The organism is Streptomyces sp. VNUA24 (assembly GCF_029167005.1).
In the GTDB taxonomy this organism is placed as follows: Bacteria; Actinomycetota; Actinomycetes; order Streptomycetales; family Streptomycetaceae; genus Streptomyces; species Streptomyces scabiei.
This window is the reverse complement of the sequence record NZ_CP119143.1, coordinates 9087787-9113157: the sequence shown is the minus strand read 5'-3', so window position 1 is coordinate 9113157 and position 25371 is coordinate 9087787. Positions and strand designations below refer to the sequence as shown.

Annotated in this window: 23 protein-coding genes; 1 reads left to right on the top strand and 22 read right to left on the bottom strand. The window is 70.5% G+C overall.

Going from position 1 to position 25371, the window contains the following annotated elements; genetic code table 11:
- Positions 1–50: 50 nt before the first annotated feature.
- The 10 genes from gmk to pyrR all read right to left on the bottom strand — a co-directional run bounded on the left by gmk (position 51) and on the right by pyrR (position 11280).
- Positions 51–644, bottom strand: coding sequence for a guanylate kinase (gene gmk / locus PYR72_RS39230; RefSeq protein ID WP_059083350.1), 594 nt, complete (start codon positions 642–644; stop codon positions 51–53).
- Positions 645–704: 60 nt separating this feature from the next.
- Entirely contained in the window at positions 705–1028 is a 324-nt protein-coding gene (locus PYR72_RS39225; RefSeq protein WP_003977346.1) for an integration host factor, read from the bottom strand.
- Between the two features lie 253 nt (positions 1029–1281).
- Positions 1282–2133, bottom strand: a complete 852-nt coding sequence (gene pyrF / locus PYR72_RS39220; RefSeq protein ID WP_275459694.1) for an orotidine-5'-phosphate decarboxylase — start codon at positions 2131–2133, stop codon at positions 1282–1284.
- The gene (locus tag PYR72_RS39215) at positions 2130–3236 is read right to left on the bottom strand and encodes a quinone-dependent dihydroorotate dehydrogenase (RefSeq protein ID WP_275459693.1); all 1107 of its coding nucleotides are present in this window, start codon (positions 3234–3236) and stop codon (positions 2130–2132) included. The genes pyrF and PYR72_RS39215 overlap by 4 nt, the downstream gene beginning before the upstream one ends.
- Before the next feature lie 80 nt (positions 3237–3316).
- Entirely contained in the window at positions 3317–6625 is a 3309-nt protein-coding gene (gene carB / locus PYR72_RS39210; protein WP_275459692.1) for a carbamoyl-phosphate synthase large subunit, read from the bottom strand.
- Positions 6618–7760, bottom strand: a complete 1143-nt coding sequence (carA, locus tag PYR72_RS39205) for a glutamine-hydrolyzing carbamoyl-phosphate synthase small subunit (protein ID WP_275459691.1) — start codon at positions 7758–7760, stop codon at positions 6618–6620. The genes carB and carA overlap by 8 nt, the downstream gene beginning before the upstream one ends.
- Positions 7757–8323 carry a hypothetical protein gene (locus PYR72_RS39200; protein ID WP_275459690.1) on the bottom strand — a complete coding sequence of 189 codons (567 nt, stop codon included), beginning with the start codon at positions 8321–8323 and terminating at the stop codon, positions 7757–7759. The genes carA and PYR72_RS39200 overlap by 4 nt, the downstream gene beginning before the upstream one ends.
- A complete protein-coding gene (locus PYR72_RS39195) occupies positions 8320–9606 on the bottom strand; it encodes a dihydroorotase (RefSeq protein ID WP_275459689.1) in 1287 nt (428 codons plus the stop codon). Before PYR72_RS39195 ends, PYR72_RS39200 begins: the two co-directional genes overlap by 4 nt.
- A gap of 4 nt (positions 9607–9610) precedes the next feature.
- Positions 9611–10591: an aspartate carbamoyltransferase catalytic subunit gene (locus PYR72_RS39190; protein ID WP_005485479.1), complete on the bottom strand. Its 981-nt coding sequence runs from the start codon at positions 10589–10591 to the stop codon at positions 9611–9613.
- An 89-nt stretch (positions 10592–10680) separates the two neighbouring features.
- Positions 10681–11280 carry a bifunctional pyr operon transcriptional regulator/uracil phosphoribosyltransferase PyrR gene (gene pyrR, locus PYR72_RS39185; RefSeq protein ID WP_275459688.1) on the bottom strand — a complete coding sequence of 200 codons (600 nt, stop codon included), beginning with the start codon at positions 11278–11280 and terminating at the stop codon, positions 10681–10683.
- A gap of 219 nt (positions 11281–11499) precedes the next feature.
- Between pyrR and bldD the strand changes: the two genes are divergently transcribed.
- Positions 11500–12000, top strand: coding sequence for a transcriptional regulator BldD (gene bldD, locus PYR72_RS39180; RefSeq protein ID WP_005485476.1), 501 nt, complete (start codon positions 11500–11502; stop codon positions 11998–12000).
- 112 nt (positions 12001–12112) lie between these two features.
- Here the strand turns inward: bldD and nusB are convergent, their stop codons facing one another.
- The 12 genes from nusB to PYR72_RS39120 form a co-directional block, all read right to left on the bottom strand.
- On the bottom strand, positions 12113–12547 hold the full coding sequence (gene nusB / locus PYR72_RS39175) for a transcription antitermination factor NusB (protein ID WP_275459687.1): 435 nt from the start codon (positions 12545–12547) through the stop codon (positions 12113–12115).
- A gap of 2 nt (positions 12548–12549) precedes the next feature.
- Complete coding sequence (efp, locus tag PYR72_RS39170; RefSeq protein ID WP_033532566.1) at positions 12550–13116, bottom strand: elongation factor P; 567 nt, start codon at positions 13114–13116, stop codon at positions 12550–12552.
- Positions 13117–13175: 59 nt separating this feature from the next.
- Complete coding sequence (locus tag PYR72_RS39165) at positions 13176–14282, bottom strand: aminopeptidase P family protein (protein WP_275459686.1); 1107 nt, start codon at positions 14280–14282, stop codon at positions 13176–13178.
- A gap of 636 nt (positions 14283–14918) precedes the next feature.
- Complete coding sequence (locus PYR72_RS39160; RefSeq protein WP_275459685.1) at positions 14919–15836, bottom strand: AAA family ATPase; 918 nt, start codon at positions 15834–15836, stop codon at positions 14919–14921.
- Positions 15837–16013: 177 nt separating this feature from the next.
- A complete protein-coding gene (gene aroB / locus PYR72_RS39155; protein WP_275459684.1) occupies positions 16014–17105 on the bottom strand; it encodes a 3-dehydroquinate synthase in 1092 nt (363 codons plus the stop codon).
- Positions 17102–17584 carry a shikimate kinase gene (locus PYR72_RS39150; protein ID WP_275460638.1) on the bottom strand — a complete coding sequence of 161 codons (483 nt, stop codon included), beginning with the start codon at positions 17582–17584 and terminating at the stop codon, positions 17102–17104. The genes aroB and PYR72_RS39150 overlap by 4 nt, the downstream gene beginning before the upstream one ends.
- A 32-nt stretch (positions 17585–17616) precedes the next feature.
- Complete coding sequence (gene aroC / locus PYR72_RS39145; RefSeq protein WP_275459683.1) at positions 17617–18801, bottom strand: chorismate synthase; 1185 nt, start codon at positions 18799–18801, stop codon at positions 17617–17619.
- Between the two features lie 228 nt (positions 18802–19029).
- Positions 19030–19869, bottom strand: coding sequence for a shikimate dehydrogenase (locus tag PYR72_RS39140; protein ID WP_275459682.1), 840 nt, complete (start codon positions 19867–19869; stop codon positions 19030–19032).
- A complete protein-coding gene (gene mltG / locus PYR72_RS39135) occupies positions 19866–21695 on the bottom strand; it encodes an endolytic transglycosylase MltG (RefSeq protein WP_275459681.1) in 1830 nt (609 codons plus the stop codon). Before mltG ends, PYR72_RS39140 begins: the two co-directional genes overlap by 4 nt.
- A gap of 124 nt (positions 21696–21819) precedes the next feature.
- A complete protein-coding gene (gene ruvX, locus PYR72_RS39130; protein WP_013005023.1) occupies positions 21820–22284 on the bottom strand; it encodes a Holliday junction resolvase RuvX in 465 nt (154 codons plus the stop codon).
- 38 nt (positions 22285–22322) lie between these two features.
- Positions 22323–24995 carry an alanine--tRNA ligase gene (gene alaS, locus PYR72_RS39125; RefSeq protein ID WP_275459680.1) on the bottom strand — a complete coding sequence of 891 codons (2673 nt, stop codon included), beginning with the start codon at positions 24993–24995 and terminating at the stop codon, positions 22323–22325.
- A complete protein-coding gene (locus tag PYR72_RS39120; protein WP_275459679.1) occupies positions 24995–25369 on the bottom strand; it encodes a hypothetical protein in 375 nt (124 codons plus the stop codon). Before PYR72_RS39120 ends, alaS begins: the two co-directional genes overlap by 1 nt.
- Positions 25370–25371: the final 2 nt, after the last annotated feature.

Genomic DNA, 25371 nt, shown 5'->3' with positions numbered 1-25371 from the left:
TGGATGGGAAAAGACCGGTCGTGATCACAGAAAACGGACAGAACCCGTGATCACACAACATCCATCAAGGCTAGCAGCTCGCGGGCCACGTCCTCGACGGAGGTGTTGACCAGGGTGACGTCGAACTCCGGCTCGGCCGCCAGCTCGATCTTGGCCGCCTCCAGACGGCGTTCGATCACCTCGGGCGGTTCGGTGCCCCGCCCGGTGAGCCGGCGCACCAGCTCGTCCCAGGAGGGAGGCGCCAGGAAGACCAGCTGGGCGTCCGGCATGGTCTCGCGGACCTGCCGCGCGCCCTGGAGGTCGATCTCCAGCAGGACCGGCTCGCCCTTCTCCAGGCGTTCGAGTACGGCGGCCCGGGGGGTGCCGTAGCGGTTGCCGGCGAACTCGGCCCACTCCAGCAGTTCGCCGTTGGCGATCAGCTTGTCCATCTCCTCGTCGGTGACGAAGAAGTAGTGGACTCCGTTCCGCTCACCGGGGCGCGGCTTGCGGGTCGTCGCCGACACCGAGAGCCAGACCTCGGGGTGCGCCTTGCGCATATGGGCGACGACCGTGCTCTTGCCGACCCCGGAGGGGCCGGAGAGCACGGTCAGCCGCGGACGTACGTCCGGGGGCTCGGGGGTCGTCCCCCGGAATGTTGCAGCCATGCAGCGATTATTCCAGCAATCCCGGAGTGCCCGGGACTCCCTTCCCGTCAGTGCCCGGGATCAGGAACCGGTGCTGCCGAACTCACGCTCCAGGGAGGCGATCTGGTTGGAACCGAGGCCGCGGACACGACGGCTCTCGGAGATGCCCAGTCGCTCCATGATCTGCTTGGCGCGGACCTTGCCCACGCCCGGCAGGGACTCGAGCAGGGCGGAGACCTTCATCTTGCCGATGACGTCGTTCTCCTGGCCCTGCTTGATGACCTCGTGCAGGGAGGCGCCGGAGTGCTTGAGTCGATTCTTGACCTCGGCCCGCTCCCGGCGAGCCGCGGCGGCCTTTTCGAGCGCGGCTGCGCGCTGTTCAGGGGTAAGGGGCGGAAGAGCCACGCCTACGTCACCTCGGATGTCGAACTGTCGGATACGGACCGGTGAGGAACCTAGTCGCCCCTCACCTGGGGTGCCACGAGCAACACGCTTGCCCGTCGACCCTGCTCGGAGACTAGCGGCCAAGTCCGCCGGAGTCAGCGAGAACAGCGGAAAAGTCCTGGTCAGCCTCCATGGACTCGGACATAAGACGCATAATGCCCCGGATTTGAGAATGTATTCAGACTCAAGTCGTCCGGGAACCGCCTCCCGGCACTCATCGGAGGTCTCGGGCGGCGGTCGTCGCGGTGCGGATCTCGTCCGCGAAACGATCCGAGGCGTCACGCAGAGCGACGATCGCGGGACCGTGACGAAGGACACCCCGGCTGACGTTCGGGACGACCTGACGCACGGCGCTCCCGAAGACCGCCGGAAGATCGGCCGGAGTGGCTCCCTGGGCGCCGATCCCGGGTGCCAGGAGGGGGCCGCCGATGTTCAGGTCGTAGGACGAGAGGTCACCGAGCGTGGCGCCGACGACGGCACCGAAGGACCCCAGCGGCGCCTCGCCGGCGTTCTCGGCCGCCAGGTGCGCCAGCATGGTCGCGCCCACGTTCCGTCCGTCGCCGCGCAGCGCGTGCTGGACCTCGCCGCCCTCCGGGTTCGAGGTGAGCGCCAGCACGAACAGCCCGGCCCCGTTCTCGCGCGCCAGGGCCACGGCGGGCTGCAGGGAGCCGTAGCCCAGGTACGGCGAGACCGTCAGCGCGTCCGAGAACAGGGGCGCGTCCTTGTGCAGAAAGGTCTCGGCGTACGCGGCCATGGTCGAGCCGATGTCACCGCGCTTGGCGTCCATGACGACCAGCGCGCCGGCCGCCCGCGCCTCCTGGACGGACTTCTCCAGTACGGCGACGCCCCGCGACCCGAAGCGCTCGAAGAACGCGCTCTGCGGCTTGAGGACGGCCACCCGGTCCGCGAGCGCCTCCACGACCGTGCGGCTGAACCGCTCCAGCCCGGCGATGTCGTCGTCCAGGCCCCAGTCGGCCAGCAGGGAGGCGTGCGGGTCGATGCCGACACAGAGCGGCCCGCGCTCGTCCATGGCACGGCGCAGCCGCGCACCGAAGGACTCGGTCATACCGTCTTCCTCACGTCGGCGCCGACCGCGTCGGCGAGGGTGGCGTACGGGCTGGTGCGCAGGCGGGCGGCGAGGCCCTTGTGGACGGAACGCGCCCAGAAGGGGCCCTCGTAGACGAAGGCGCTGTAGCCCTGGACCAGCGTGGCGCCCGCCAGGATGCGCTGCCAGGCGTCCTCGGCGTCCTCGACGCCGCCGACGCCCACCAGGGTGATCCGGTCGCCCACGCGCGCGTAGAGGCGGCGCAGGACCGCGAGGGAGCGGGCCTTGACGGGGGCGCCGGAGAGACCGCCCGTCTCCTTCACGAGGGAGGGTGCGGAGGTGAGGCCGAGGCCCTCGCGCGCGATGGTGGTGTTCGTGGCGATGATCCCGTCCAGGCCGAGCTCCACGGCGAGGTCGGCGACCGCGTCGACGTCCTCGTCGGCGAGGTCCGGCGCGATCTTCACCAGCAGCGGGACGCGGCGGGTGCGGACCGTGCGGTCGGCGGCCTCGCGCACGGCGGTGAGCAGCGGCCGCAGCGCCTCGGTGGCCTGGAGGTTGCGCAGGCCGGGCGTGTTGGGCGAGGAGACGTTGACGACGAGGTAGTCGGCGTAGGGGGCGAGGCGCTCGGTGGACTTCACGTAGTCCTGCGCGGCCTCCTCCTCGGGGACGACCTTGGTCTTGCCGATGTTGACGCCCACGACCGTCCGGAACACGGGCGTACGGGAGGCCAGGCGGGCGGCGACGGCGAGGGAGCCCTCGTTGTTGAAGCCCATGCGGTTGATCAGGGCGCGGTCGGCGACCAGGCGGAACAGCCGCTTCCTGGGGTTGCCGGGCTGGGCCTCGCCCGTCACCGTGCCGATCTCGACGTGGTCGAAGCCGAGCATCGACATCCCGTCGACGGCGACCGCGTTCTTGTCGAAGCCGGCGGCGAGTCCGAAGGGGCCGTGCATGCGCAGCCCGAACGCCTCGGTGCGCAGCTCCTCGTAGCGGGGCGCGAGCGCGGCGGCGACGAAGGTGCGCAGGACGGGGACGCGGACGGCGAGACGGATCCAGCGGAAGGCCAGGTGGTGGGCCTGTTCGGGATCCATCCGTCGGAAGACGAGCCGGAAGAAGATCTTGTACATGTTCCTGTCCTCGAAGGAGCGCCTCACGAAGAGGTCTCGCGAAGAGGGGGACACCGTTTCCGGTGTCCCCCTCAGGGCTGCTAGTCGCGGGCCGCGATCAGGTGTTCGGCGTGTTCCTGGAGCGAGCGCACGCCCACGTCGCCGTGGTTGAGCGCGTCGATGCCCTGGACGGCCGCGGCGAGCGCCTGGACCGTCGTCAGGCAGGGCACGGACCGGGCCACGGCCGCCGTACGGATGTCGTAGCCGTCGAGGCGGCCGCCGGTGCCGTACGGGGTGTTGACGATGAGGTCGACCTCGCCGTCGTGGATGAGCTGGACGATGGTCTTCTCGCCGTTCGGGCCGGTGCCCTCGGACTGCTTGCGCACGACGGTGGCGTTGATGCCGTTGCGCTTGAGGACCTCGGCCGTGCCGGACGTGGCGAGCAGTTCGAAGCCGTGCGCGACCAGCTCGCGCGCCGGGAAGATCATCGAACGCTTGTCGCGGTTGGCGACCGAGATGAACGCGCGGCCCTTGGTGGGCAGCGGCCCGTACGCGCCGGCCTGCGACTTGGCGTACGCCGTGCCGAAGACCGAGTCGATGCCCATGACCTCGCCGGTGGAGCGCATCTCCGGGCCGAGGATGGTGTCGACGCCGCGCCCGTGGATGTCGCGGAAGCGCGACCAGGGCATCACGGCCTCCTTGACGGAGATCGGCGCGTCGAGCGGCAGCTCCCCGCCGTCGCCGTTGGCCGGAAGCAGCCCCTCCGTCCGCAGCTCGGCGATGGTCGCGCCCAGCGAGATCCGGGCGGCGGCCTTGGCCAGCGGCACCGCGGTCGCCTTCGAGGTGAAGGGGACGGTGCGGGAGGCGCGCGGGTTGGCCTCCAGGACGTAGAGGATGTCCCCGGCCATCGCGAACTGGATGTTGATCAGACCGCGCACGCCGACGCCCTTGGCGATGGCCTCGGTGGAGGCGCGCAGGCGCTTGATGTCGAAGCCGCCGAGGGTGATCGGGGGCAGGGCGCACGCCGAGTCGCCGGAGTGGATGCCGGCCTCCTCGATGTGCTCCATCACACCGCCCAGGTACAGCTCGTGGCCGTCGTACAGGGCGTCCACGTCGATCTCGATGGCGTCGTCGAGGAAGCGGTCGACCAGGACCGGCCGGGAGGGGCTGATCTCGGTCGACTCGGCGATGTAGGACTCCAGGCGGGCCTCGTCGTACACGATCTCCATGCCGCGTCCGCCGAGCACGTAGGACGGGCGGACGAGGACCGGGTAGCCGATCTCGTCGGCGATGGCCTTGGCGCCGGCGAAGGTGGTGGCCGTGCCGTGCTTCGGCGCGGGCAGGCCCGCCTCGGCGAGCACCTGGCCGAAGGCGCCGCGGTCCTCGGCGGCGTGGATGGCCTCCGGGGAGGTGCCCACGACGGGGACGCCGTTGTCTTTGAGCGCCTGCGACAGGCCCAGCGGGGTCTGGCCGCCCAGCTGGACGACGACACCCGCGATCGGACCGGCCAACGACTCGGCGTGCACGATCTCCAGCACGTCTTCGAGCGTGAGCGGCTCGAAGTACAGGCGGTCGGAGGTGTCGTAGTCCGTGGAGACCGTCTCGGGGTTGCAGTTGACCATCACGGTCTCGTAGCCCGCGTCGCTCAGCGCGAAGGAGGCGTGGACGCAGGAGTAGTCGAACTCGATGCCCTGGCCGATGCGGTTCGGGCCCGAGCCGAGGATGATCACGGCCGGCTTCTCGCGCGGGGCGACCTCCGTCTCCTCGTCGTACGAGGAGTAGAAGTACGGGGTCCTCGCGGCGAACTCGGCGGCGCAGGTGTCGACCGTCTTGTAGACCGGGCGCACGCCCAGCGCGTGCCGCACCTCGCGCACGACGTCCTCGCGCAGCCCGCGGATCTCGGCGATCTGCTGGTCGGAGAAGCCGTGCCGCTTGGCCTCGGCCAGCAGCTCCGGACCGAGCTTGTCGGCCTCGGCCAGCTCGTCGGCGATCTCCTTGATCAGGAAGAGCTGGTCGACGAACCACGGGTCGATCTTCGTGGCCTCGAAGACCTCCTCGGGCGTGGCGCCCGCGCGGACGGCCTGCATGACGGTGTTGATCCGGCCGTCGGTGGGGCGGACGGCCTCTTCGAGGAGAGCGGCCTTGTCGCCGGGCTCGCCGACGAAGGTGAACTGGCTGCCCTTCTTCTCCAGCGACCGCAGCGCCTTCTGCAGCGCCTCGGTGAAGTTGCGGCCGATCGCCATGGCCTCGCCGACCGACTTCATGGTCGTGGTCAGGGAGGAGTCCGCGGAGGGGAACTTCTCGAAGGCGAAGCGGGGGGCCTTGACGACGACGTAGTCGAGCGTCGGCTCGAAGGAGGCCGGGGTCTGCTCGGTGATGTCGTTGGGGATCTCGTCGAGCGTGTAGCCGACGGCCAGCTTGGCGGCGATCTTGGCGATCGGGAAGCCGGTCGCCTTGGAGGCGAGGGCGGAGGACCGCGACACGCGCGGGTTCATCTCGATGACGATGACCCGGCCGTCCTCGGGGTTCACCGCGAACTGGATGTTGCAGCCGCCGGTGTCGACGCCGACCTCGCGGATGATCGCGATGCCGACGTCCCGCAGCACCTGGTACTCGCGGTCGGTCAGGGTCATCGCGGGCGCGACCGTGATCGAGTCGCCGGTGTGCACGCCCATGGGGTCGAAGTTCTCGATGGAGCAGACGACCACGACGTTGTCGTTCTTGTCGCGCATCAGCTCCAGCTCGTACTCCTTCCAGCCGAGGATGGACTCCTCCAGGAGCACCTCGGTGGTCGGCGAGAGGGTGAGGCCCTGGCCGGCGATGCGGCGCAGCTCCTCCTCGTCGTGGGCGAAGCCGGAGCCGGCGCCGCCCATGGTGAAGGAGGGGCGGACGACGACGGGGTAGCCGCCGAGGGTCTCGACACCCTTGAGCACGTCGTCCATGGAGTGGCAGATGACCGAGCGGGCGGACTCGCCGTGCCCGATCTTGGCGCGCACGGCCTCGACGACGTCCTTGAAGAGGTCGCGGTCCTCGCCCTTGTTGATGGCCTCGACGTTGGCGCCGATCAGTTCGACGCCGTACTTCTCCAGCGTCCCGGCCTCGTGCAGCGAGATGGCCGTGTTGAGGGCCGTCTGACCGCCCAGGGTGGGCAGGAGGGCGTCGGGGCGCTCCTTGGCGATGATCTTCTCGACGAACTCCGGGGTGATCGGCTCGACGTAGGTGGCGTCGGCGATCTCCGGGTCGGTCATGATCGTCGCCGGGTTGGAGTTGACCAGGATCACGCGCAGGCCCTCGGCCTTGAGCACGCGGCACGCCTGGGTGCCGGAGTAGTCGAACTCGGCGGCCTGGCCGATGACGATCGGGCCGGAGCCGATGACCAGGACGGACTGGATATCGGTGCGCTTAGGCACGCTGGCCCTCCATCAGGGATACGAAGCGGTCGAACAGGTAGGCGGCGTCGTGCGGGCCCGCTGCCGCTTCGGGGTGGTACTGGACGCTGAAGGCCGGGCGGTCGAGGAGCCGGAGCCCCTCCACCACGTTGTCGTTGAGGCACACGTGGGAGACCTCGGCGCGGCCGAAGGGGGTCTCGGAGACCTGGTCGAGCGGGGCGTCGACGGCGAAGCCGTGGTTGTGCGCGGTGACCTCGACCTTGCCGGTCGTGCGGTCCTGCACGGGCTGGTTGATGCCCCGGTGGCCGTACTTCAGCTTGTAGGTGCCGAAGCCGAGGGCGCGGCCGAGGATCTGGTTGCCGAAGCAGATGCCGAAGAGCGGGGTGGAGCGTTCCAGGACCGCCCGCATGACGGAGACGGCGTGGTCGGCGGTGGCGGGGTCGCCGGGGCCGTTGGAGAAGAAGACACCGTCCGGGTTCACGGCGTAGACGTCCTCGGCGGTCGCCGTGGCCGGCAGGACGTGCACCTCGATGCCGCGCTCGGCCATGCGGTGCGGGGTCATGCCCTTGATGCCGAGGTCGACGGCGGCGACGGTGAACTTCTTGGTGCCGATCGCGGGGACGACGTACGTCTCCTTGGTGGCGACCTCGGCCGAGAGGTTCGCGCCCTTCATCTCGGGGGCCTCGCGGACCTCGGTGAGCATGACGCCCTCGTCGGGCAGCGCGTTGCCGGAGAAGATGCCGACGCGCATGGCGCCGCGCTCGCGCAGGTGGCGGGTGAGGGCGCGGGTGTCGATGCCGGAGATGCCGACGACGCCCTGGGTGCGCAGTTCGTCGTCCAGGGAGCGGCGGGAGCGCCAGTTGGAGGGCACGCGCGCGGGGTCGCGGACGACGTAGCCGGAGACCCAGATCTTCCTGGACTCGGGGTCCTCGTCGTTGACGCCGGTGTTGCCGACGTGCGGGGCGGTCATGACGACCACCTGGCGGTGGTACGACGGGTCCGTGAGGGTCTCCTGGTAGCCGGTCATCCCGGTGGAGAACACGGCCTCGCCGAAGGTCACCCCCACGGCCCCGTAGGCACGGCCGCGGAAGATCCGGCCGTCCTCCAGGACGAGTACGGCGGGAACCCTGGTGGCTCCCCGAGTGGAGGTCGTCATCGTGCGCCTTCCGTTTCCGTCTTGTTGATCATCTGGTTCAGGGTCTCGACCCACTCGTTGTGCTCGGCCGCGCGGTCGGAGCGGAACCCGGAGTCGAGCAGCTTGCCGCCGTGCTCCCAGGTGACGACCAGCAGTCCGCCCTCGGTGAGGACCTTGCCGGCGATGCCCTTGTCGAGCCGGGCCTCGCGCAGGGCGCCGACCGGCACGAAGAAGTCGGTCGCTCCCGGGCGTACGACGTCCAGGCCCGCGTCCGTCAGCGTCAGCTCGACCCGGCTGCGGGCGCCCAGGCCGTGCGCCACGATGCGATCGAGCCACTGGCCGGCGGTCGTGGAGCCGTGGTACCGGCCGCTCATGCCCAGTCTGGCCTCGCCCGGCTCGTCCGGCGCGCCGGGCAGCTCCGGCAGGTCGCCCTGGAGCGTGCCGCGCCACCTCCAGCCCTCGCGCATCAGCCAGTAGACGAGCGCGACGAACAGGGCGAGTCCGACGACCCAGCCGATACGCGCGGCCCAGTCGGTGACCTCGGCCGATTGCTTCTCGGCGGCCAGCAGAATTACAGGTGTCACGTGAGCTTCCCGTCGACGAGCGTGGCCTTGCCCCGCAGCCACGTGTGCGTGACACGGCCCGGCAGCTCGCGGCCCTCGTAGGGGGTGTTGCGGCTGCGCGAGGCGAAGCCCGCGGGATCCACCGACCCACGGTATGCCGTGTCGACGAGCGTGAGGTTGGCGGGCTCACCTGCCGAGACGGGACGTCCGTGTCCGGCCGCCCCACCGATCTTCGCGGGCTTGACCGACATACGGTCCGCGACGCCCGCCCAGTCGAGCAGACCGGTGGCGACCATCGTCTCCTGGACCACGGACAGCGCGGTCTCCAGGCCGACCATGCCCATGGCCGCGGCGGCCCACTCGCAGTCCTTGTCCTCGTGGGGGTGCGGGGCGTGGTCGGTGGCGACGATGTCGATCGTGCCGTCGGCGAGCGCCTCGCGCAGGGCCAGCACGTCGCGCTCGGTGCGCAGCGGCGGGTTGACCTTGTAGACCGGGTTGTAGGAACGCACCAGCTCGTCGGTGAGGAGGAGGTGGTGCGGGGTGACCTCGGCGGTGACGTCGATACCCCGGGACTTGGCCCAGCGGACGATCTCGACGGACCCGGCGGTCGACAGGTGGCAGATGTGGACGCGGGAGCCGACGTGCTCGGCGAGCAGGACATCCCGGGCGATGATCGATTCTTCGGCCACCGCGGGCCAGCCGCCGAGGCCCAGCTCGGCGGAGACGACGCCCTCGTTCATCTGGGCGCCCTCGGTCAGCCGGGGCTCCTGCGCGTGCTGGGCGACGACCCCGCCGAACGCCTTCACGTACTCCAGGGCCCGGCGCATGATGACCGCGTCGTCGACGCACTTGCCGTCGTCCGAGAAGACGGTGACCCCGGCGGCCGACTCGTGCATCGCGCCCAGCTCGGCGAGCTTCCTGCCCTCCAGGCCGACGGTGACGGCGCCGATGGGCTGGACGTCGCAGTAGCCGTGCTCCCGCCCGAGCCGGTAGACCTGCTCGACCACTCCGGCGGTGTCGGCGACGGGGAAGGTGTTGGCCATGGCGAAGACGGCCGTGTAGCCGCCGGAGGCCGCCGCGCGCGTGCCGGTCAGCACGGTCTCGGAGTCCTCGCGGCCGGGCTCGCGCAGATGGGTGTGCAGGTCGACCAGGCCCGGCAGGAGCACCTTGCCGTCGGCCTCGACGACCTGGGCGTCCTCGGCGGACAGCCCGGTACCGATCTCCGCGATGATCTCGCCGTCGATCAGGACGTCCTGCGGCTCGCCGCCCAGCACCTTCGCACCACGGATCAGGATCTTGCTCATGGTCTTACTTCTCCTCGGTGGTGCGGGTGTGGGTCACGGCGGGCTCGTTGCCGCCGAGCAGCAGGTACAGCACGGCCATCCGGATGGAGACGCCGTTGGCGACCTGCTCGACGACGGTGCAGCGGTCGGAGTCGGCGACCTCGGCGGTGATCTCCATGCCGCGGACCATCGGGCCGGGGTGCATCACGATGGCGTGTTCGGGCATGCGGGCCATGCGGTCGCCGTCGAGGCCGTAGCGTCGCGAGTACTCGCGCTCGGTGGGGAAGAACGCCGCGTTCATCCGCTCCCGCTGCACGCGCAGCATCATCACCGCGTCGGACTTGGCGAGGGTGCTGTCCAGGTCGTAGCTGACCTCGCAGGGCCAGGCGTGGACGCCGACCGGCACCAGGGTGGGCGGGGCGACGAGGGTGACCTGGGCCCCGAGGGTGTGCAGCAGGTCGACGTTGGAGCGGGCGACGCGGCTGTGCAGGACGTCGCCGACGAGCGTGATGCGCTTGCCGGAGAGGTCCTGGCCGAGCCCGGCGTCACGGCCGACGAGGCGGCGGCGCATGGTGAAGGCGTCCAGCAGGGCCTGGGTGGGGTGCTGGTGGGTGCCGTCGCCCGCGTTGATGACGGCGGCGTCGATCCAGCCGGAGGTCGCCAGCCGGTACGGGGCCCCCGAGGCGCCGTGCCGGATGACGACGGCGTCGACGCCCATGGCTTCGAGGGTCTGGGCGGTGTCCTTCAGGGACTCGCCCTTCGACACGCTCGATCCCTTGGCGGTGAAGTTGATGACGTCGGCGGACAGACGCTTCTCGGCGGCCTCGAAGGAGATCCGGGTGCGGGTGGAGTCCTCGAAGAAGAGGTTGACGATCGTCCGGCCGCGCAGGGTCGGCAGTTTCTTGATCGGCCGGTCGGCGACCCGGGCCATCTCCTCGGCGGTGTCGAGGATCAGGACGGCGTCGTCGCGGGTGAGGTCGGCGGCCGAGATGAGATGACGCTGCATCTTTCAGGCTCCGTAAGGCAGTTCGGGAGATTACGGGCAGTCAGGGGCATCGCGAAGGGACGTACGGCGCGGGGCCGCACGCGCGCGTGCTACTGCTGGGCGGTCCGCTTCGCACCGAGCAGGACGGTGTCCCGACCGTCTTCCTCGGCGAGCTGGACCTTGACCGTCTCCCGCAGCGACGTGGGGAGGTTCTTGCCGACGTAGTCGGCGCGGATGGGCAGTTCGCGGTGGCCGCGGTCGACGAGGACCGCGAGCTGGACGGCGCGCGGACGGCCGATGTCGTTCAGCGCGTCGAGTGCCGCGCGGATCGTCCGGCCGGAGAAGAGCACGTCGTCGACGAGGACGACCAGCCGGCCGTCGATGCCGTCACCGGGGATCTCGGTGCGGGCCAGCGCACGCGGCGGGTGCATGCGCAGGTCGTCGCGGTACATGGTGATGTCGAGCGAACCGACCGGGATCTTGCGGTCGGTGATCTCCTCCAGCTTGGCGGCGAGCCGCTGGGCGAGGAAGACGCCGCGGGTCGGAATGCCGAGGAGCACCACGTCGTCGGCGCCCTTGGCGCGTTCGACGATCTCGTGGGCGATGCGGGTCAGTACGCGCGCGATGTCGGGGCCTTCGAGTACGGGCCTGGCATCGGACGCCTGCGCGTCCTGGCGCGGGTCTCCCTGCGGGGTTTCTTGCGTGTCCATATGAAACGGACCTCCTTCTCCGCCTCACGGGACGGACCTTAAAGGACGTCGGAATTGCGCCGTCCACGGTAGCAGGCCCCCGCATCGCCCCAGATCACCCCCCTGGCCCAAGGGATCTCGGTTACCACGGAAGAGTCGGTCCGGACCATTCGGCTTGACGGGGCAGAGTCACGCTGCGTAACCTCACAGTGAGTCACCAGCCTTCGTCCGGGGAGCTATATGTCCAGCGAATACGCCAAACAGCTCGGGGCCAAGCTCCGGGCCATCCGCACCCAGCAGGGCCTTTCCCTCCACGGTGTCGAGGAGAAGTCCCAGGGACGCTGGAAGGCGGTCGTGGTCGGTTCGTACGAGCGCGGCGACCGCGCCGTCACCGTGCAGCGCCTCGCGGAGCTGGCGGACTTCTACGGGGTCCCCGTGCAGGAGCTTCTTCCCGGTACGACCCCGGGCGGCGCCGCCGAGCCGCCGCCGAAGCTCGTGCTGGACCTTGAGCGCCTGGCCCACGTGCCGGCCGAGAAGGCGGGCCCGCTGCAGCGCTACGCGGCGACGATCCAGTCCCAGCGCGGCGACTACAACGGCAAGGTGCTCTCGATCCGCCAGGACGACCTGCGCACACTCGCCGTCATCTACGACCAGTCCCCCTCGGTCCTCACCGAGCAGCTGATCAGCTGGGGCGTCCTGGACGCGGACGCGCGCCGCGCGGTCACCCACGAGGACGCCTGACCCCTCCGGGCGGAGCCCAGCAGAAACGTGCCGCCGGGGTGGCTCGAACCAGTTGGTTCGGGCCACCCCGGCGGCATTTCGCTTTCCCCGTTGTTCCTGCCTGCTCGGCTGCCTACTCGGCTTCCCGGCGGAGCGAGGGCTTGAGGTCCTTCAGCCGGCCGAGCAGACCGTTCACGAAGGACGGCGAGTCGTCCGTGGAGAACTCCTTCGCCAGCTGCACCATCTCGTCCAGCACCACCGCGTCCGGGGTCGCGTCGACCCAGATCAGCTCGTAGGCCCCGAGTCGCAGGATGTTGCGGTCGACGACCGGCATCCGGTCGAGCGTCCACCCCACCGAGTACTGCGCGATCAACTCGTCGATCCGCTTGGCGTGCTCCGAGTACCCCTCGACCAGCTGCATGGTGTACTCGCTGACCGGAGGCTGCCGGGTGTCGCTGTGGGCGTGCCGGATCCAGTCCGCGAGGACGGTCAGGACGTCGGCCCCGCGCTGGTCGCCCTCGAAGAGGATCTGGAAGGCACGCTTGCGGGCCGTGTTACGGGCAGCCACGGTTAGCTGTTCACCCGGCCGAGGTAGTCGCTGGTGCGGGTGTCGACCTTGATCTTCTCGCCGGTGGTGATGAAGAGCGGCACCTGGATCTGGTGACCGGTCTCCAGCGTGGCGGGCTTGGTGCCACCGGTGGAGCGGTCGCCCTGGACGCCCGGCTCGGTCTCCTGGATCACGAGCTCGACGGCGGCCGGCAGCTCGACGAAGAGCACCTCGCCCTCGTGCTGCGCGACGGTGGCGGTGAAGCCCTCGATCAGGAAGTTGGCGGCGTCGCCGACGGCCTTGCGGTCGACCATGAGCTGGTCGTAGGTCTCCATGTCCATGAAGACGAAGTACTCGCCGTCCATGTAGGAGAACTGCATGTCGCGCTTGTCGACAGTGGCCGTCTCGACCTTGACGCCGGCGTTGAACGTCTTGTCGACGACCTTGCCGGAGAGCACGTTCTTGAGCTTGGTGCGCACGAAGGCCGGGCCCTTGCCGGGCTTGACGTGCTGGAACTCGACGACGGACCAGAGCTGGCCGCCTTCGAGCTTGAGCACCAGGCCGTTCTTGAGGTCGTTCGTGGAAGCCACGGTTGCGGAATCTCCTGGACTGACGTGGACGACCCCGGGCCACGCGCGCAGCCGATGAGCTAGAGCGCGAGCAGCTCCTTGGTCGTGATGGTGAGTAGCTCGGGTCCGCCGTCCGCCTCGGGGCGTACGACGAGCGTGTCATCGATCCGGACTCCGCCCCGGCCCGGGAGGTGGACCCCCGGTTCGACGGTGACCGGCACGCAAGCGTCCAGTTTACCCATGGCCGCGGGGGCCAACTGCGGGTCCTCGTCGATTTCGAGTCCGACCCCGTGCCCCGTCATCACCGGCAGCCCTTCTCCGTACCCCGCGGAGTCCAGGACCTGGCGGGCCGCGCGGTCCACCTCGCGGTAGGCCGCGCCGGGGGTCAGGGCTTCTCGTCCGGCGCGCTGGGCTGCGAAGACCAGGTCGTACAGCTCGATCTGCCAGTCGGCCGGAGAGGTGCCGATCACGAAGGTACGGCCGATCTCGCAGCGGTAGCCGCGGTAGGTCGCCCCGAGACAGACGGAGAGGAAGTCGCCCTCCTCGACCCGGCGATCGGTGGGGCGGTGACCGGGCCGGCCGGAGTTCGGGCCGGCGGCGACGGAGGTGGCGAAGGCCGGGCCGTCGGCGCCGTGGTCGACGAGCCGGCGCTCCAGCTCCAGGGCGAGGTGACGCTCGGTGCGGCCGACGAGGATCGATTCGAGCAGTTCGCCCAGCGCCTGGTCGGCGATCTCCGCGCCGATGCGCAGACAGGAGATCTCCTCCTCGTCCTTGATCACTCTCAGCTGCTCCACCGCGCCACCGAGGTCGGCGAGGCGCAGCCGGGGCGTGACGGAGCGGATGGCTCGGTGCCGGGCCATGGTGAGGTGGTGCTCCTCCACGGCCAGGCAGTCGGCGCCCAGGGCGGTGACCAGGTCGGCGGCCGCGACCGCGGGGTCGCCACCGGGCCGCGGCAGCACCTGCACGCGTACGGCGTCGTCGGGCCGGCCCTCGCCGATCTCGCCGCTCGGCGATGCCTCGCAGAGGAGGACGTCCTCGCTCCTGCCGAGCAGCAGCGCGGCGCCTCGCGGTGCCGCTCCCGCGAGGTAGCGCACGTTGGCCGGGCGGGTTACGAGTGCGGTGTGGCTGCCGCCGGCCTGGCAGCGTTCTCTCAGCCGGGCTCTGCGGGCCGCGTAGACCTCAGACATGTCCCGAGCGTATGAGCTTCGCTGGGCGGGCGCTGGTTGGGCGGGGCCGAGTGGGGGCGCGGGGTGGGGGGGCGGGGTGTGTGGGTGGGGTGGGAGGTTGAGTGCCGGCTGCGGGCTGGTGGGGGCTGGTCGCGCAGTTCCCCGCGCCCCTGAACGACGCCGAGGCGGGCCGGCGGGTGCCGGTTGAGCGGGGCCAGAGGGGTGCGTGGGCGGGAGCTTGTGTGCCGGCTGCGGGCCGGTGGGGGCTGGTCGCGCAGTTCCCCGCGCCCCTGAACGGCGGCGAGGCCGCGGCCGGCGGGTGCCGGTCGAACGGGGCCAGAGGGGTGGGAGGGCGGGAGCTTGTGTGCCGGCTGCGGGCCGGTGGGGGCTGGTCGCGCAGTTCCCCGCGCCCCTGAACGGCGGCGAGGCCGCGGCCGGCGGGTGCCGGTCGAACGGGGCCAGAGGGGTGGGAGGGCGGGAGCTTGTGTGCCGGCTGCGGGCCGGTGGGGGCTGGTCGCGCAGTTCCCCGCGCCCCTGGCGGGGCGCGTTCTCATCGGCGGGTTGCCAGGGAGAAGGCCGTTGGATGGGACGTGTGTCGGCCGTGCGCCGGAGGGGGCTCGCGCCCCTGGCGGGGCGCGGTCGGGGGCGTTCAGGTGGTTACCACTTGGGAGGGCTTGCTATCGAGCGGGCCAGGACTTCGTCCAGGACTCGGGCCGTGGCCGGGACGTCGAGCTGGGAGTTGTCGATGATCGGGAGGCCCGAGCCGTACCAGCCCGCCATTCGGCCGTGGATGCGGGCGACCTCCTCGTCGGTGAGGCGGCGGTTGCCCGAGCGCTCGGCGTTGCGTTCCAGGACAATCTCCAGGCCCGGCAGGAGGACGACGGGCAGCAGCCCGGGGCCGACGTGCCGCTTCCAGCCGCCGAGGCCGACGACCGGGCGGTCGGGGAAGACGGCGTCGTCGAGGATGCAGGAGATGCCGTTGGCCAGGAAGTTCCGGGCGGAGAAGCCGCAGGTACGGCGGGCGAGGCGGTACTGGGCCTCGGAGTTGTCGTTCCAGCCGGACTGGGGGTCCGCGAAGCCCGAGCGCACCCACTCGCGTACGTCGTCCAGGCTGATGTGCGCGGTGGGCACCCGGCGGTGGTCCGCCCAGTACTTGGCGACGCTGGTCTTGCCGGCTCCGGCGGGGCCGATGAGCAGCACCGCGAGCGTGGTGCTGGTGACGTCCGGCGCGCCGGTGGCGGGCGGCGGCATGGTGACCGGGCCGCCCGGCGGCAGTGGCACGTGTCCGGTGGTGTCGCGCGGCACCCCGGGGCTGCCGGTGAAGCCCGGTGCGGGCGGGGCGGCGGGACCGGGGGGCGCGGCAGGTGGCGGGGCCATCGGCGCGGGCGGGGGCGGCGGCACCGGGCCGGGGTGACCGCCCGGGGGCATCGGGTGCCGGGGCGGGTGGGGGCCGGGCGCTCCCGGGTGAGGGGGGGCCGGGCGTCCCTGCGGGGTCGCGGTCGGCGGCCAGGGGGCCGCCGGGTCCTGCCCCGGCCGGTGGGGCGGCGGCAGCGGAGCTCCCACTGCGTCCTGCATCCGGTGCCACTCCGTCTCGTACAGTCACATCGACACTGGCGGGCGGGGCCTGTCGACCCCGCCCTTACCGAACGGTACCGTCCCCGGCCGTCGTTTGGTGAACGGCCGGGGACGGCCCGAAGTGCCCAAGTGGCCAGGGACACAAGGCGAATCGGGCAAGAGCGGCCCGAGTGGGCGTTACTGGCCCACTTCGCCGTAGGCGGCGAGGAGGATCGCCGGGTCGGGGCCTTCCAGGACGGTCGGCTTGGCCAGGCCGTCCAGGACGATGAAGCGCAGCAGGTCCCCCCGCGACTTCTTGTCGACCTTCATGGTCTCCAGGAGCTTCGGCCACTGGTCGTAGCGGTAGTGCAGCGGCAGACCGACCGCTTCGAGGACCGTGCGGTGGCGGTCGGCGGTCGCGTCGTCCAACCGGCCCGCCAGCCGGCCCAGTTCGGCGGCGAAGTGCATGCCCACGGACACGGCGGCGCCGTGCCGCCACTGGTAGCGCTCGTTCTTCTCGATCGCGTGGGCGAGCGTGTGCCCGTAGTTGAGGATCTCGCGGCGGCCGGACTCCTTGAGGTCGCCGGAGACGACCTCGGCCTTGACCCGGATCGACCGTTCGATCAGCTCCGAGGTGTGGGGTCCGGCCGGCGTGCGGGCCGCCTGCGGGTCGGACTCGACCAGGTCCAGGATCACCGGGTCCGCGATGAACCCGGCCTTGATGATCTCGGCGAGCCCGGAGACGTAGTCGTTGACCGGCAGCGAGTCCAGCGCGGCCAGGTCGCACAGGACACCGGCCGGCGGGTGGAAGGAGCCGACCAGGTTCTTGCCCTCGGCGGTGTTGATGCCGGTCTTGCCGCCGACGGCCGCGTCCACCATGGCCAGGACGGTGGTGGGGATGGCGATCCAGCGGACGCCGCGCAGCCAGGTCGCCGCCACGAACCCGGCGAGGTCGGTGGTGGCGCCGCCGCCGACGCCGACGATGACATCGGTACGGGTGAACCCGGACTGCCCCAGCGCCTTCCAGCAGTAGGCGGCGACCTCGGCGGTCTTGGCCTCCTCCGCGTTCGGTACCTGGATGGCCACGGTCTCGAAGCCCTGCCCGGCCAGATCGGCCCGCAGGGCCTCCCCGGTGTCCGCCAGCGCCTCGGGGTGGATCACGGCCACCCGCTTGACCCGGTTGCCGATCAACCCACCCAGCTCACCGAGGAGTTGACGCCCCACCAGGACCTCGTACGGCTCGGTGCCCGCCGTACCGCCGACCTGGATACGGGTCACTGTCTCGCTCATGCTTCCTTCAACTCCAGTGCGTCCAGCGCCGCTCGGGTGACTTCCTCGGGCGTACGGCCGTCGGTGGCGACGACGGCCGTGGCGACCTCCTCGTACAGGCTCCGCCGGGCGTCCATCAACTCCCGCCACTGCTTGCGGGGGTTGACGGCCAGCAGGGGGCGGGCGGCGTTGAGGCCCGTGCGTTTGACCGCCTCCTCGACGTCCATGGAGAGGTAGACGACCCGCTGCCCGGACAGCAGGGCGCGCGTGTCCGCGTCGAGGATCGCGCCGCCGCCGAGGGCGAGGACGCCGTCGTGAGACGCGAGCGCCGTGCGCACCGCCTGCTTCTCGATGGCGCGGAAGGCGGCCTCGCCCTCGTCGAGGAAGATCTCCGCGATCTCGCGGCCCTGCTCGGCCACGATGTCGTCGTCGGTGTCGCGGTAGGCGACACCGAGCCGCTCGGCGAGCAGCTGTCCGACGGTGGACTTGCCGACACCCATGGGGCCGACGAGGACGACCAGAGGCACCGGGCTCACCGGATCGCGAGGTGGTCGAGGTAGGAACGGACGTTGCGGGCGGTCTCGGTGACGCTGTCGCCGCCGAACTTCTCGGCCACCGCGTCGGCCAGCACCAGGGCCACCATCGCCTCGGCGACGATGCCGGCCGCCGGCACGGCGGAGACGTCGGAGCGCTGGTGGTGGGCCTGCGTGGCCTCGCCGGTGGTCACGTCGACGGTCTGCAGGGCGCGCGGCACGGTCGCGATGGGCTTCATCGCCGCCCGGACCCGCAGCAGCTCACCGGTGGTGAGGCCGCCCTCGGTGCCGCCGGAACGGCCGGAGACGCGCCGGATGCCCTCGGGGGTGTTCACGATCTCGTCGTGCGCCTTGGAGCCGGGCACCCGCGCCAGCTCGAAGCCGTCGCCGATCTCGACGCCCTTGATGGCCTGGATGCCCATCAGCGCGCCGGCGAGACGGGCGTCCAGCTTGCGGTCCCAGTGGACGTGCGAGCCGAGGCCCACGGGCACGCCGTACGCCAGGATCTCGACGACGCCGCCGAGGGTGTCGCCGTCCTTGTGGGCCTGGTCGATCTCCGCGACCATCGCCTTCGACGCGTCCGCGTCCAGGCAGCGCACGGGGTCCGCGTCCAGCTTCTCCACGTCGGCGGGCGTGGGGTACACGCCCTGCGGGGCCTTCGCGGCCGCCAGCTCCACGACGTGGCTGACGATCTCGATGCCGGTCGTCTCCTTGAGGTACGACCGGGCGACGGCTCCGAGGGCGACCCGGGCCGCGGTCTCCCGGGCGGAGGCCCGCTCCAGGATGGGCCGGGCCTCGTCGAAGCCGTACTTCTGCATGCCCGCCAGGTCGGCGTGGCCGGGACGGGGACGGGTCAGCGGGGCGTTACGGGCCAGGCCGGCGAGGATCTCCGGGTCGACCGGGTCGGCCGACATGACCTGCTCCCACTTGGGCCACTCGGTGTTGCCCACCATGATCGCCACCGGCGAGCCCATGGACAGTCCGTGCCGCACACCGCCGAGGAAGGTGACCTCGTCGCGCTCGAACTTCATCCGCGCCCCGCGCCCATAGCCCAGGCGCCGCCGGGCCAGGTGGTCCGCCACCAGCTCCGTGGTGATCGGCACGCCGGCGGGAAGACCCTCCAGCGTCGCGACGAGTGCGGGACCGTGGGACTCCCCCGCGGTCAGCCAGCGCAACCTGCTCAACGGTGCTCCTATGCTCGCGTCCGGTACTTGCGTCGTCCTGTCTGCGTGTACGCGATTCCTCGCGTACGGCGACGGCTACCGGTGCGCGGCCCCGGCCCGCCGCCTCCGATCCTCCCACGTCCGGGGCGGGACCCCGGCCGCAGGTCCATCAGGCGGACGGCTCGTACGGCGGTTCCTCGCCACCGGCCGCCCCCTCGGACCGGCCCTTCTCCGCGCGCCCGGAACGCTTCAGCCGCGCTCGGCCAGCGCCCGTTCCCCGGCCCGCCTCATCGCGCTCACGGGAGCCGTCTTGCACCCGGTCATCTGCTCGACCTGCAGCACGGCCTGGTGCACCAGCAGATCGAGCCCGCTGACCACCGCCCCGCCGTAGGCGGACCACCGCGCGGCCAGCTCCGTGGGCCAGGGGTGGTACAGGACGTCGAACAAGGTGGTCGGCATCTCCGGCACCGCACCGGACAGCGCGTCCGTCGCCCCGGCCGGGGTCGTGGCGATGACGAGGGGGGCGCTCAGCGCGCGCCCGGCCTCCGCCCAGTCCGCCGTACGCACCTCGACCTCCAGCCGCTCGCCCCACTGCCGCATCTCGGCGGCCCGGGCCTCGCTGCGGACGTACGCCACGACCTCACCGGTGCAGATCCGGGCGAGCGCGGCCAGCGCGGAGGAGGCGGTGGCTCCCGCGCCGAGGACGGCCGCCGACTCCACCTGCTCGATGCCGCGCTCCCGCAGGGCGGCGACCATCCCGGGGATGTCGGTGTTGTCGCCGACCCGTCGCCCGTCCTCCGCGAACACCAGCGTGTTGACGGTCTCGACGGAGGCCGCCGTCTCGCTGATCTCGTCCAGCAGGGGAATGACCGCCCGCTTGAGCGGCATCGTCAGCGACAGCCCGGCCCACTCCGGCCCGAGCTGCTCGACGAAGCCGGGCAGCGCCTCCTCGTCGACCTCGAAACGGTCGTACGTCCTGTCGGTGAGCCCGAGTTCGGCGTACGCCGCCCGGTGCAGCACCGGAGACAGCGAGTGGGCGATCGGCGAACCGAGCACGGCGGCCCGGTACTTGGTGGAGGTGCGGCTCATCGTCCGTTCTGGGCTTCCTCGTACTTCTTGCGGTTCCTGTTGTGCTCTTCGTTGGTCACGGCGAACAGCGTCTCTTCCTTGCTGATCGACACGAAGTAGTACCAGTCACCCTTGGCCGGCTTGAGTGCGGCCTTTATCGCCACTTCGCCGGGGTTGTCGATCGGGCCGGGCGGCAGACCCTTGATCTTGTACGTGTTGTACGGGTCGTTGATCTGCCGGAGCGAGTTGACCGAACCCGTGGCCAGCTTGGACTCCCCGCGCAGGTAGTTCACGGTGGAGTCGAAGTCGAGCAGTCCGTAGGTCTCGGTGTTGTTCTTGTCGAGCCGGTTGTAGACGACCCTCGCGACCTTCTCGAAGTCCTTCTTGCTGAACCCTTCCGCCTGGACGAGGCTCGCCACGGTGAGCACCTGGAGCGGATTCTCCAGCTTCAGCCCCTTGGCCTTGCCCTCCAGGTCCATCGCCTCGTACTTCGCCTTGGCGAGGTCGACCATTTCCTTCAGGACGGCCTCGGGCTTCATGCCCTTGGCGACCGGATAGGTGGACGGGTAGAGGAATCCTTCCAGCGGATCCTTGATGTCCTTGTTGTCGTTCGCCCACTCGGGAAGACCGAGGGTGTCCCACTTCTTTTCGGCGACATCCTGAGTCGCACCCTTGTCAAGACCCAATTCCTTGTCGATCTTGACGTAGATGTCGTTGTTCCGCTCGCCCTCGGCGACGGTGAAATTGCTCTGGCTCTTCGGGTCGAGCATCAGAGCGATGGCTTTCTCGGCGGACATCTCCTTCTTCAGGAGATAGACGCCCGCCTGGATCTGGTCCTTGTCGGGAAGCTGCGCCAGTGCGTTCGTGAAGGCGTCCACACTCTTGACGACCCCGGCCGTCTTCAGTTTCTGCCCGATGGCCGAGCCGAATTCGCCCTTGTCGACCGTGATCGTCACGGTCTCGTTCGTACCGTTCCCCTCATAGTCGGGGACATCGCCGAAACGGCTCTGATAGAACTGGTACCCGAAATAACTGACACCGGCGAAACCGCCGCCGAAGACCATGACGACCACCAGGCAGGCGCAGCCGCTGCGGCGCTTCTTCCCGCCCTTGCCCGACTTCCCGCCTTTGCCGGACTTACCGCCGCGGCCTTTCCGGTCCGCCCGGCTCCGGCCCTCGGGCTCGTCGTCATCGTCGTCGTCACCGCCACCGGCGAAGAACGCGTGTTCGCCCTGGTCCGGCCCGGGATCCCAGTCCGTCCGCTCGGCGGCCGGCTGCTCCTCGGGTTCGGGCGCGGGCTCCGGTGCGGGCGCGGGCGCCGCCGCGGATTCCGTTCCTCGGCGTGAGGGCGGCTCCGGCGGCGGATACGCGTCCGGCGTGCCGTAGAAGTCCTGTTGGCCGCCGCCGTAGGCCATCGCCTGCTGCTGTGCCGCGTAGGGGTCGGCCGGGTCCGGGACGTAGGCGCCCTGCGTGTGCGGGTGCGTTCCGTTGTCCCAGCCGTTGTGGCCCGTGTGGTCGTACTGCTGCTGGCCATGACCGGCGTACTGCTGCTGATGCTGGTTCTGGCCGGCGTACTGCTGCGCGGGGTCGCCGTACTCCTGCTGGTACTGCTGCTGGGCGTAGCCGTCCTGGTGACCCTGATGGCCCTGATGGCCGTTGTTCCAGGTGGCGTTGCCGTTGTCGTACTGCTGCTGGTACTGCTGCTGCTCCGGGTAGTGCTGCTGCGGCCGGCCGCCGTAGGAGGACTGCTGGCCCTGGGCCTGCTGTCCGTCCCATCCGGCGTCCCCGTACAACGGGTCGTCCGGATGCCACGGTTCGGAGCCCGGGCCCCGGCCATACTCAGTCATCGATCCCCTAGAGCCGCGAGGCGGCGGTCACGCGGGGCCTGTGGCTCGGCGTTCGTCCCCGCCTCTTTTTGTGCGGTGGCTGTTCGAAGGCCACCGCATCGCGCGGAACGTTACCGTATCGCGATCAGATGACCACTTCGACGCCCTCGCCCGGAGCTTTACCTGACATCCGTTCGGATTCCAGCGCCTGTTGCAGGATGATCACGGCCGCTGCCTGGTCGATGACCGACCTGCCCTTCTTGGATTTCACTCCAGAAGCGCGCAGACCCTGACCGGCCGTCACCGTGGTCATCCTCTCGTCGAGGAGTCTGACCGGGACCGGCGCGATCATGCGGGCCAGTTCCTGGGCGAATCCCCGTACCTTGACTGCGGCGGGCCCCTCGCCCCCCTTGAGGGAGCGAGGGAGTCCGACGATTACTTCCATGGGTACGTACTCGTCGACGAGTTGTCTCAATCGGCGCTGGGCTGCGGGAACGTCGCGTCCGGGAACGGTCTCGACCGGGGTCGCGAGGATCCCGTCGGGGTCGCAGGAGGCGACCCCGATCCGGGCGTCGCCGACGTCGAGCGCGAGCCGACGGCCGCGGCGCATCACCGGGCCGTCGTCCCCGCTCGTGTGATCGGTCGTGTTCACTTGGCCGTCTCGGCGACCAGGCGCTCCACCGCGTCCACGGCCTCACCGATGGCGGCCGGGTTCTGGCCGCCACCCTGGGCGACGTCCGGCTTGCCGCCACCGCCGCCGCCGAGGGTCTTGGCGGCCGTGCGGACCAGGTCACCGGCCTTCAGTCCGCGCTCGCGGGCGGCCTCGTTGGTGGCGATGACCGTCAGCGGCTTGCCGTTCACGGTGGTGAAGAGGGCGACCACGGCGGCCCGGCCGCCCTGGATGCGTCCGCGCACGTCGAGCACCAGCTTGCGCAGGTCGTCGGCGGTGGTGCCGTCCGGGACCTGACCGGTCACCACGGCGACACCGGACACGTCCTTGGCGGACTCGGCGAGACCCGCGGCGGCCTGGAGCACCTTCTCGGCGCGGAACTTCTCGATCTCCTTCTCGGCGTCCTTCAGCTTGCCGAGCATGGCCGAAACCTTCTCCGGGAGCTCCTCGGGACGGCCCTTGATCAGCTCCTGGAGCTGGGCGACGACCGTGTGCTCACGGGCGAGGAAGTTGTAGGCGTCCACGCCGACCAGGGCCTCGATACGGCGCACACCGGAGCCGATGGAGGACTCGCCGAGCAGCTTGACCAGGCCGAGCTGCGAGGTGTTGTGGACGTGCGTGCCGCCGCACAGCTCCTTGGAGAAGTCGCCGATGGTGACGACACGGACCCGCTCGCCGTACTTCTCGCCGAACTCGGCGATGGCACCCTGCTTCTTGGCCTCGTCGAGGCTCAGGATCTCCGCGTGCACGTCCAGGTCGCGGGAGAGCACCTCGTTGATCTTCTGCTCGACGTCGGTCATCACGGCCGTCGGCACGGCGGACGGGGAACCGAAGTCGAAGCGGAAGCGGCCGGGCTGGTTCTCGGAGCCGGCCTGGGCGGCCGTCGGGCCGAGGGCGTCGCGCAGGGCCTGGTGGGTGAGGTGGGTGGCCGAGTGGGCGCGGGCGATGGCGGTGCGGCGGCGGCCGTCGATGGAGGCGTGGGCCTTGGCGCCGACGGTCACCTCGCCGACCTGGACGACGCCCTTGTGGACGTAGACGCCCGGGACCGGCTTCTGGCAGTCGCGGATCTCGATGACGGCACCGGAGTCGACCTTGATCCGGCCGGTGTCGCCGATCTGGCCGCCGCCCTCGGCGTAGAACGGGGTGCGGTCGAGGACGATCTCGACCTCGTCGCCCTCGGTGGCGGCGGGCGAGGAGAGCCCGTCGACGAGGATGCCGACGACGGTGGACTCGCCCTCGGTGTCCGAGTAGCCGATGAACTCGGTCTCCCCGGAGGCGTCGGCGATCTCGCGGTAGGCGCCGAGGTCGGCGTGGCCGGTCTTCTTGGCGCGGGCGTCGGCCTTGGCGCGGTCCCGCTGCTCCTTCATCAGGCGGCGGAAGCCGTCCTCGTCCACGGAAAGGCCCTGTTCGGCGGCCATTTCGAGGGTGAGGTCGATCGGGAAGCCCCAGGTGTCGTGGAGCAGGAACGCCTTGTCGCCGGAGAGGACCTGACCGCCGGCGGCCTTGGTCTCCGTGACGGCGGTGTCGAGGATGTTGGTGCCGCCCTTGAGGGCCTTGAGGAAGGCGGCCTCCTCGGCGAGGGCCACCGTCTCGATGCGCTTGCGGTCGGTGACGAGCTCCGGGTACTGCTGCCCCATCATGCCGATGACGACGTCGATGAGGTCCTGGACGACCGGGCCGGTGGCACCGAGCAGGCGCATGTTGCGGATGGCGCGGCGCATGATGCGGCGCAGGACGTAGCCGCGGCCCTCGTTGCCGGGGGTGACGCCGTCGCCGATGAGCATCACGGCGGTGCGGATGTGGTCGGTGACCACGCGCAGGGAGACGTCGGAGGCGTGGGCGTCGCCGTAGCGGACACCGGTGAGTTCGGTGGCCTTGTCGATGACGGCCATGGAGGTGTCGATCTCGTACATGTTCTGCACGCCCTGCAGAATCATGGCGAGTCGCTCCAGGCCGAGGCCCGTGTCGATGTTCTTGCTGGGCAGCTCGCCGAGGATCTCGAAGTCCTCCTTGGAGGTGCCCTCGCCGCGCTCGTACTGCATGAAGACCAGGTTCCAGATCTCCACGTACCGCTCGTCGTTGACGGCCGGGCCGCCCTCGGCGCCGAACTCGGGGCCACGGTCGTAGTTGATCTCGGAGCACGGGCCGCACGGGCCGGGGACGCCCATGGACCAGTAGTTGTCCTTCTTGCCGAGGCGCTGGATGCGCTCCTTGGGCACGCCGATCCGCTCGTGCCAGATGCGCTCGGCCTCGTCGTCGTCCTTGTAGACAGTGATCCAGAGCTTCTCCGGCTCCAGGCCGTAACCACCCTTGTCCTGGGGGCTGGTGAGCAGCTCCCAGGCGTACGTGATGGCGCCTTCCTTGAAGTAGTCGCCGAAGGAGAAGTTGCCGCACATCTGGAAGAACGTGCCGTGCCGGGTGGTCTTGCCGACCTCTTCGATGTCCGGCGTGCGGACGCACTTCTGCACGCTGGTGGCGCGGTCGAAGGAGGGCTTGACCTCACCGAGGAAGTACGGCTTGAAAGGGACCATGCCGGCGTTGACCAGGAGCAGAGTCGGGTCGTCCGCGATGAGCGACGCCGAAGGGACAACGGTGTGACCGCGCTCCTCGAAGAAGCTCAACCAGCGGCGACGAATCTCGGCCGACTCCATCAGTGGTCCTCATTCCGGTTGTGCGGGTACGACGAGCTGTCGACGTACCTCGGATTCCTGCTGTACTTCGGGGTGTTGCTGTTCTCGATGGCGACGACACGCCTCGGGGCGGGCAGCTCCGGGTGGCGGTCGGCAGGGGCCTCGATGCCGAGTGCCTCGCCGAGTTCGGCCTCCCGCTGGGCCATGTTGTCGCGGACGTCGAGCGCGAAGCCGACCGCCCGGTCCTTGAGCCGGTGGCCCGCCTCGACCGCCTTGTGCGCGGCCTGGCCCGCCAGGTGCTCCGGGGTGAGCTGCTTGAGCTTGCGGTTGACCTTGGTGGTGGCCCACACGCCGGCAGCGACCCCTGTGGTGAACCAGAACGTACGACGGAACATCG

What these genes read in the sequence shown, in the direction of transcription:
- PYR72_RS39165 (WP_275459686.1), bottom strand. Translation starts at nt 14,282, where the DNA reads ATGTCTGAGGTCTACGCGGCCCGCAGAGCCCGGCTGAGAGAACGCTGC.
- gmk (WP_059083350.1), bottom strand. Translation starts at nt 644, where the DNA reads ATGGCTGCAACATTCCGGGGGACGACCCCCGAGCCCCCGGACGTACGT.
- PYR72_RS39195 (WP_275459689.1), bottom strand. Translation starts at nt 9,606, where the DNA reads ATGAGCAAGATCCTGATCCGTGGTGCGAAGGTGCTGGGCGGCGAGCCG.
- mltG (WP_275459681.1), bottom strand. Translation starts at nt 21,695, where the DNA reads ATGACTGAGTATGGCCGGGGCCCGGGCTCCGAACCGTGGCATCCGGAC.
- carA (WP_275459691.1), bottom strand. Translation starts at nt 7,760, where the DNA reads ATGACGACCTCCACTCGGGGAGCCACCAGGGTTCCCGCCGTACTCGTC.
- PYR72_RS39190 (WP_005485479.1), bottom strand. Translation starts at nt 10,591, where the DNA reads ATGCAGCGTCATCTCATCTCGGCCGCCGACCTCACCCGCGACGACGCC.
- PYR72_RS39215 (WP_275459693.1), bottom strand. Translation starts at nt 3,236, where the DNA reads ATGTACAAGATCTTCTTCCGGCTCGTCTTCCGACGGATGGATCCCGAA.
- pyrR (WP_275459688.1), bottom strand. Translation starts at nt 11,280, where the DNA reads ATGGACACGCAAGAAACCCCGCAGGGAGACCCGCGCCAGGACGCGCAG.
- bldD (WP_005485476.1), top strand. Translation starts at nt 11,500, where the DNA reads ATGTCCAGCGAATACGCCAAACAGCTCGGGGCCAAGCTCCGGGCCATC.
- PYR72_RS39140 (WP_275459682.1), bottom strand. Translation starts at nt 19,869, where the DNA reads ATGAGCCGCACCTCCACCAAGTACCGGGCCGCCGTGCTCGGTTCGCCG.
- PYR72_RS39150 (WP_275460638.1), bottom strand. Translation starts at nt 17,584, where the DNA reads ATGGGTGTCGGCAAGTCCACCGTCGGACAGCTGCTCGCCGAGCGGCTC.
- aroB (WP_275459684.1), bottom strand. Translation starts at nt 17,105, where the DNA reads ATGAGCGAGACAGTGACCCGTATCCAGGTCGGCGGTACGGCGGGCACC.
- PYR72_RS39160 (WP_275459685.1), bottom strand. Translation starts at nt 15,836, where the DNA reads ATGCAGGACGCAGTGGGAGCTCCGCTGCCGCCGCCCCACCGGCCGGGG.
- alaS (WP_275459680.1), bottom strand. Translation starts at nt 24,995, where the DNA reads ATGGAGTCGGCCGAGATTCGTCGCCGCTGGTTGAGCTTCTTCGAGGAG.
- PYR72_RS39120 (WP_275459679.1), bottom strand. Translation starts at nt 25,369, where the DNA reads ATGTTCCGTCGTACGTTCTGGTTCACCACAGGGGTCGCTGCCGGCGTG.
- pyrF (WP_275459694.1), bottom strand. Translation starts at nt 2,133, where the DNA reads ATGACCGAGTCCTTCGGTGCGCGGCTGCGCCGTGCCATGGACGAGCGC.
- ruvX (WP_013005023.1), bottom strand. Translation starts at nt 22,284, where the DNA reads ATGCGCCGCGGCCGTCGGCTCGCGCTCGACGTCGGCGACGCCCGGATC.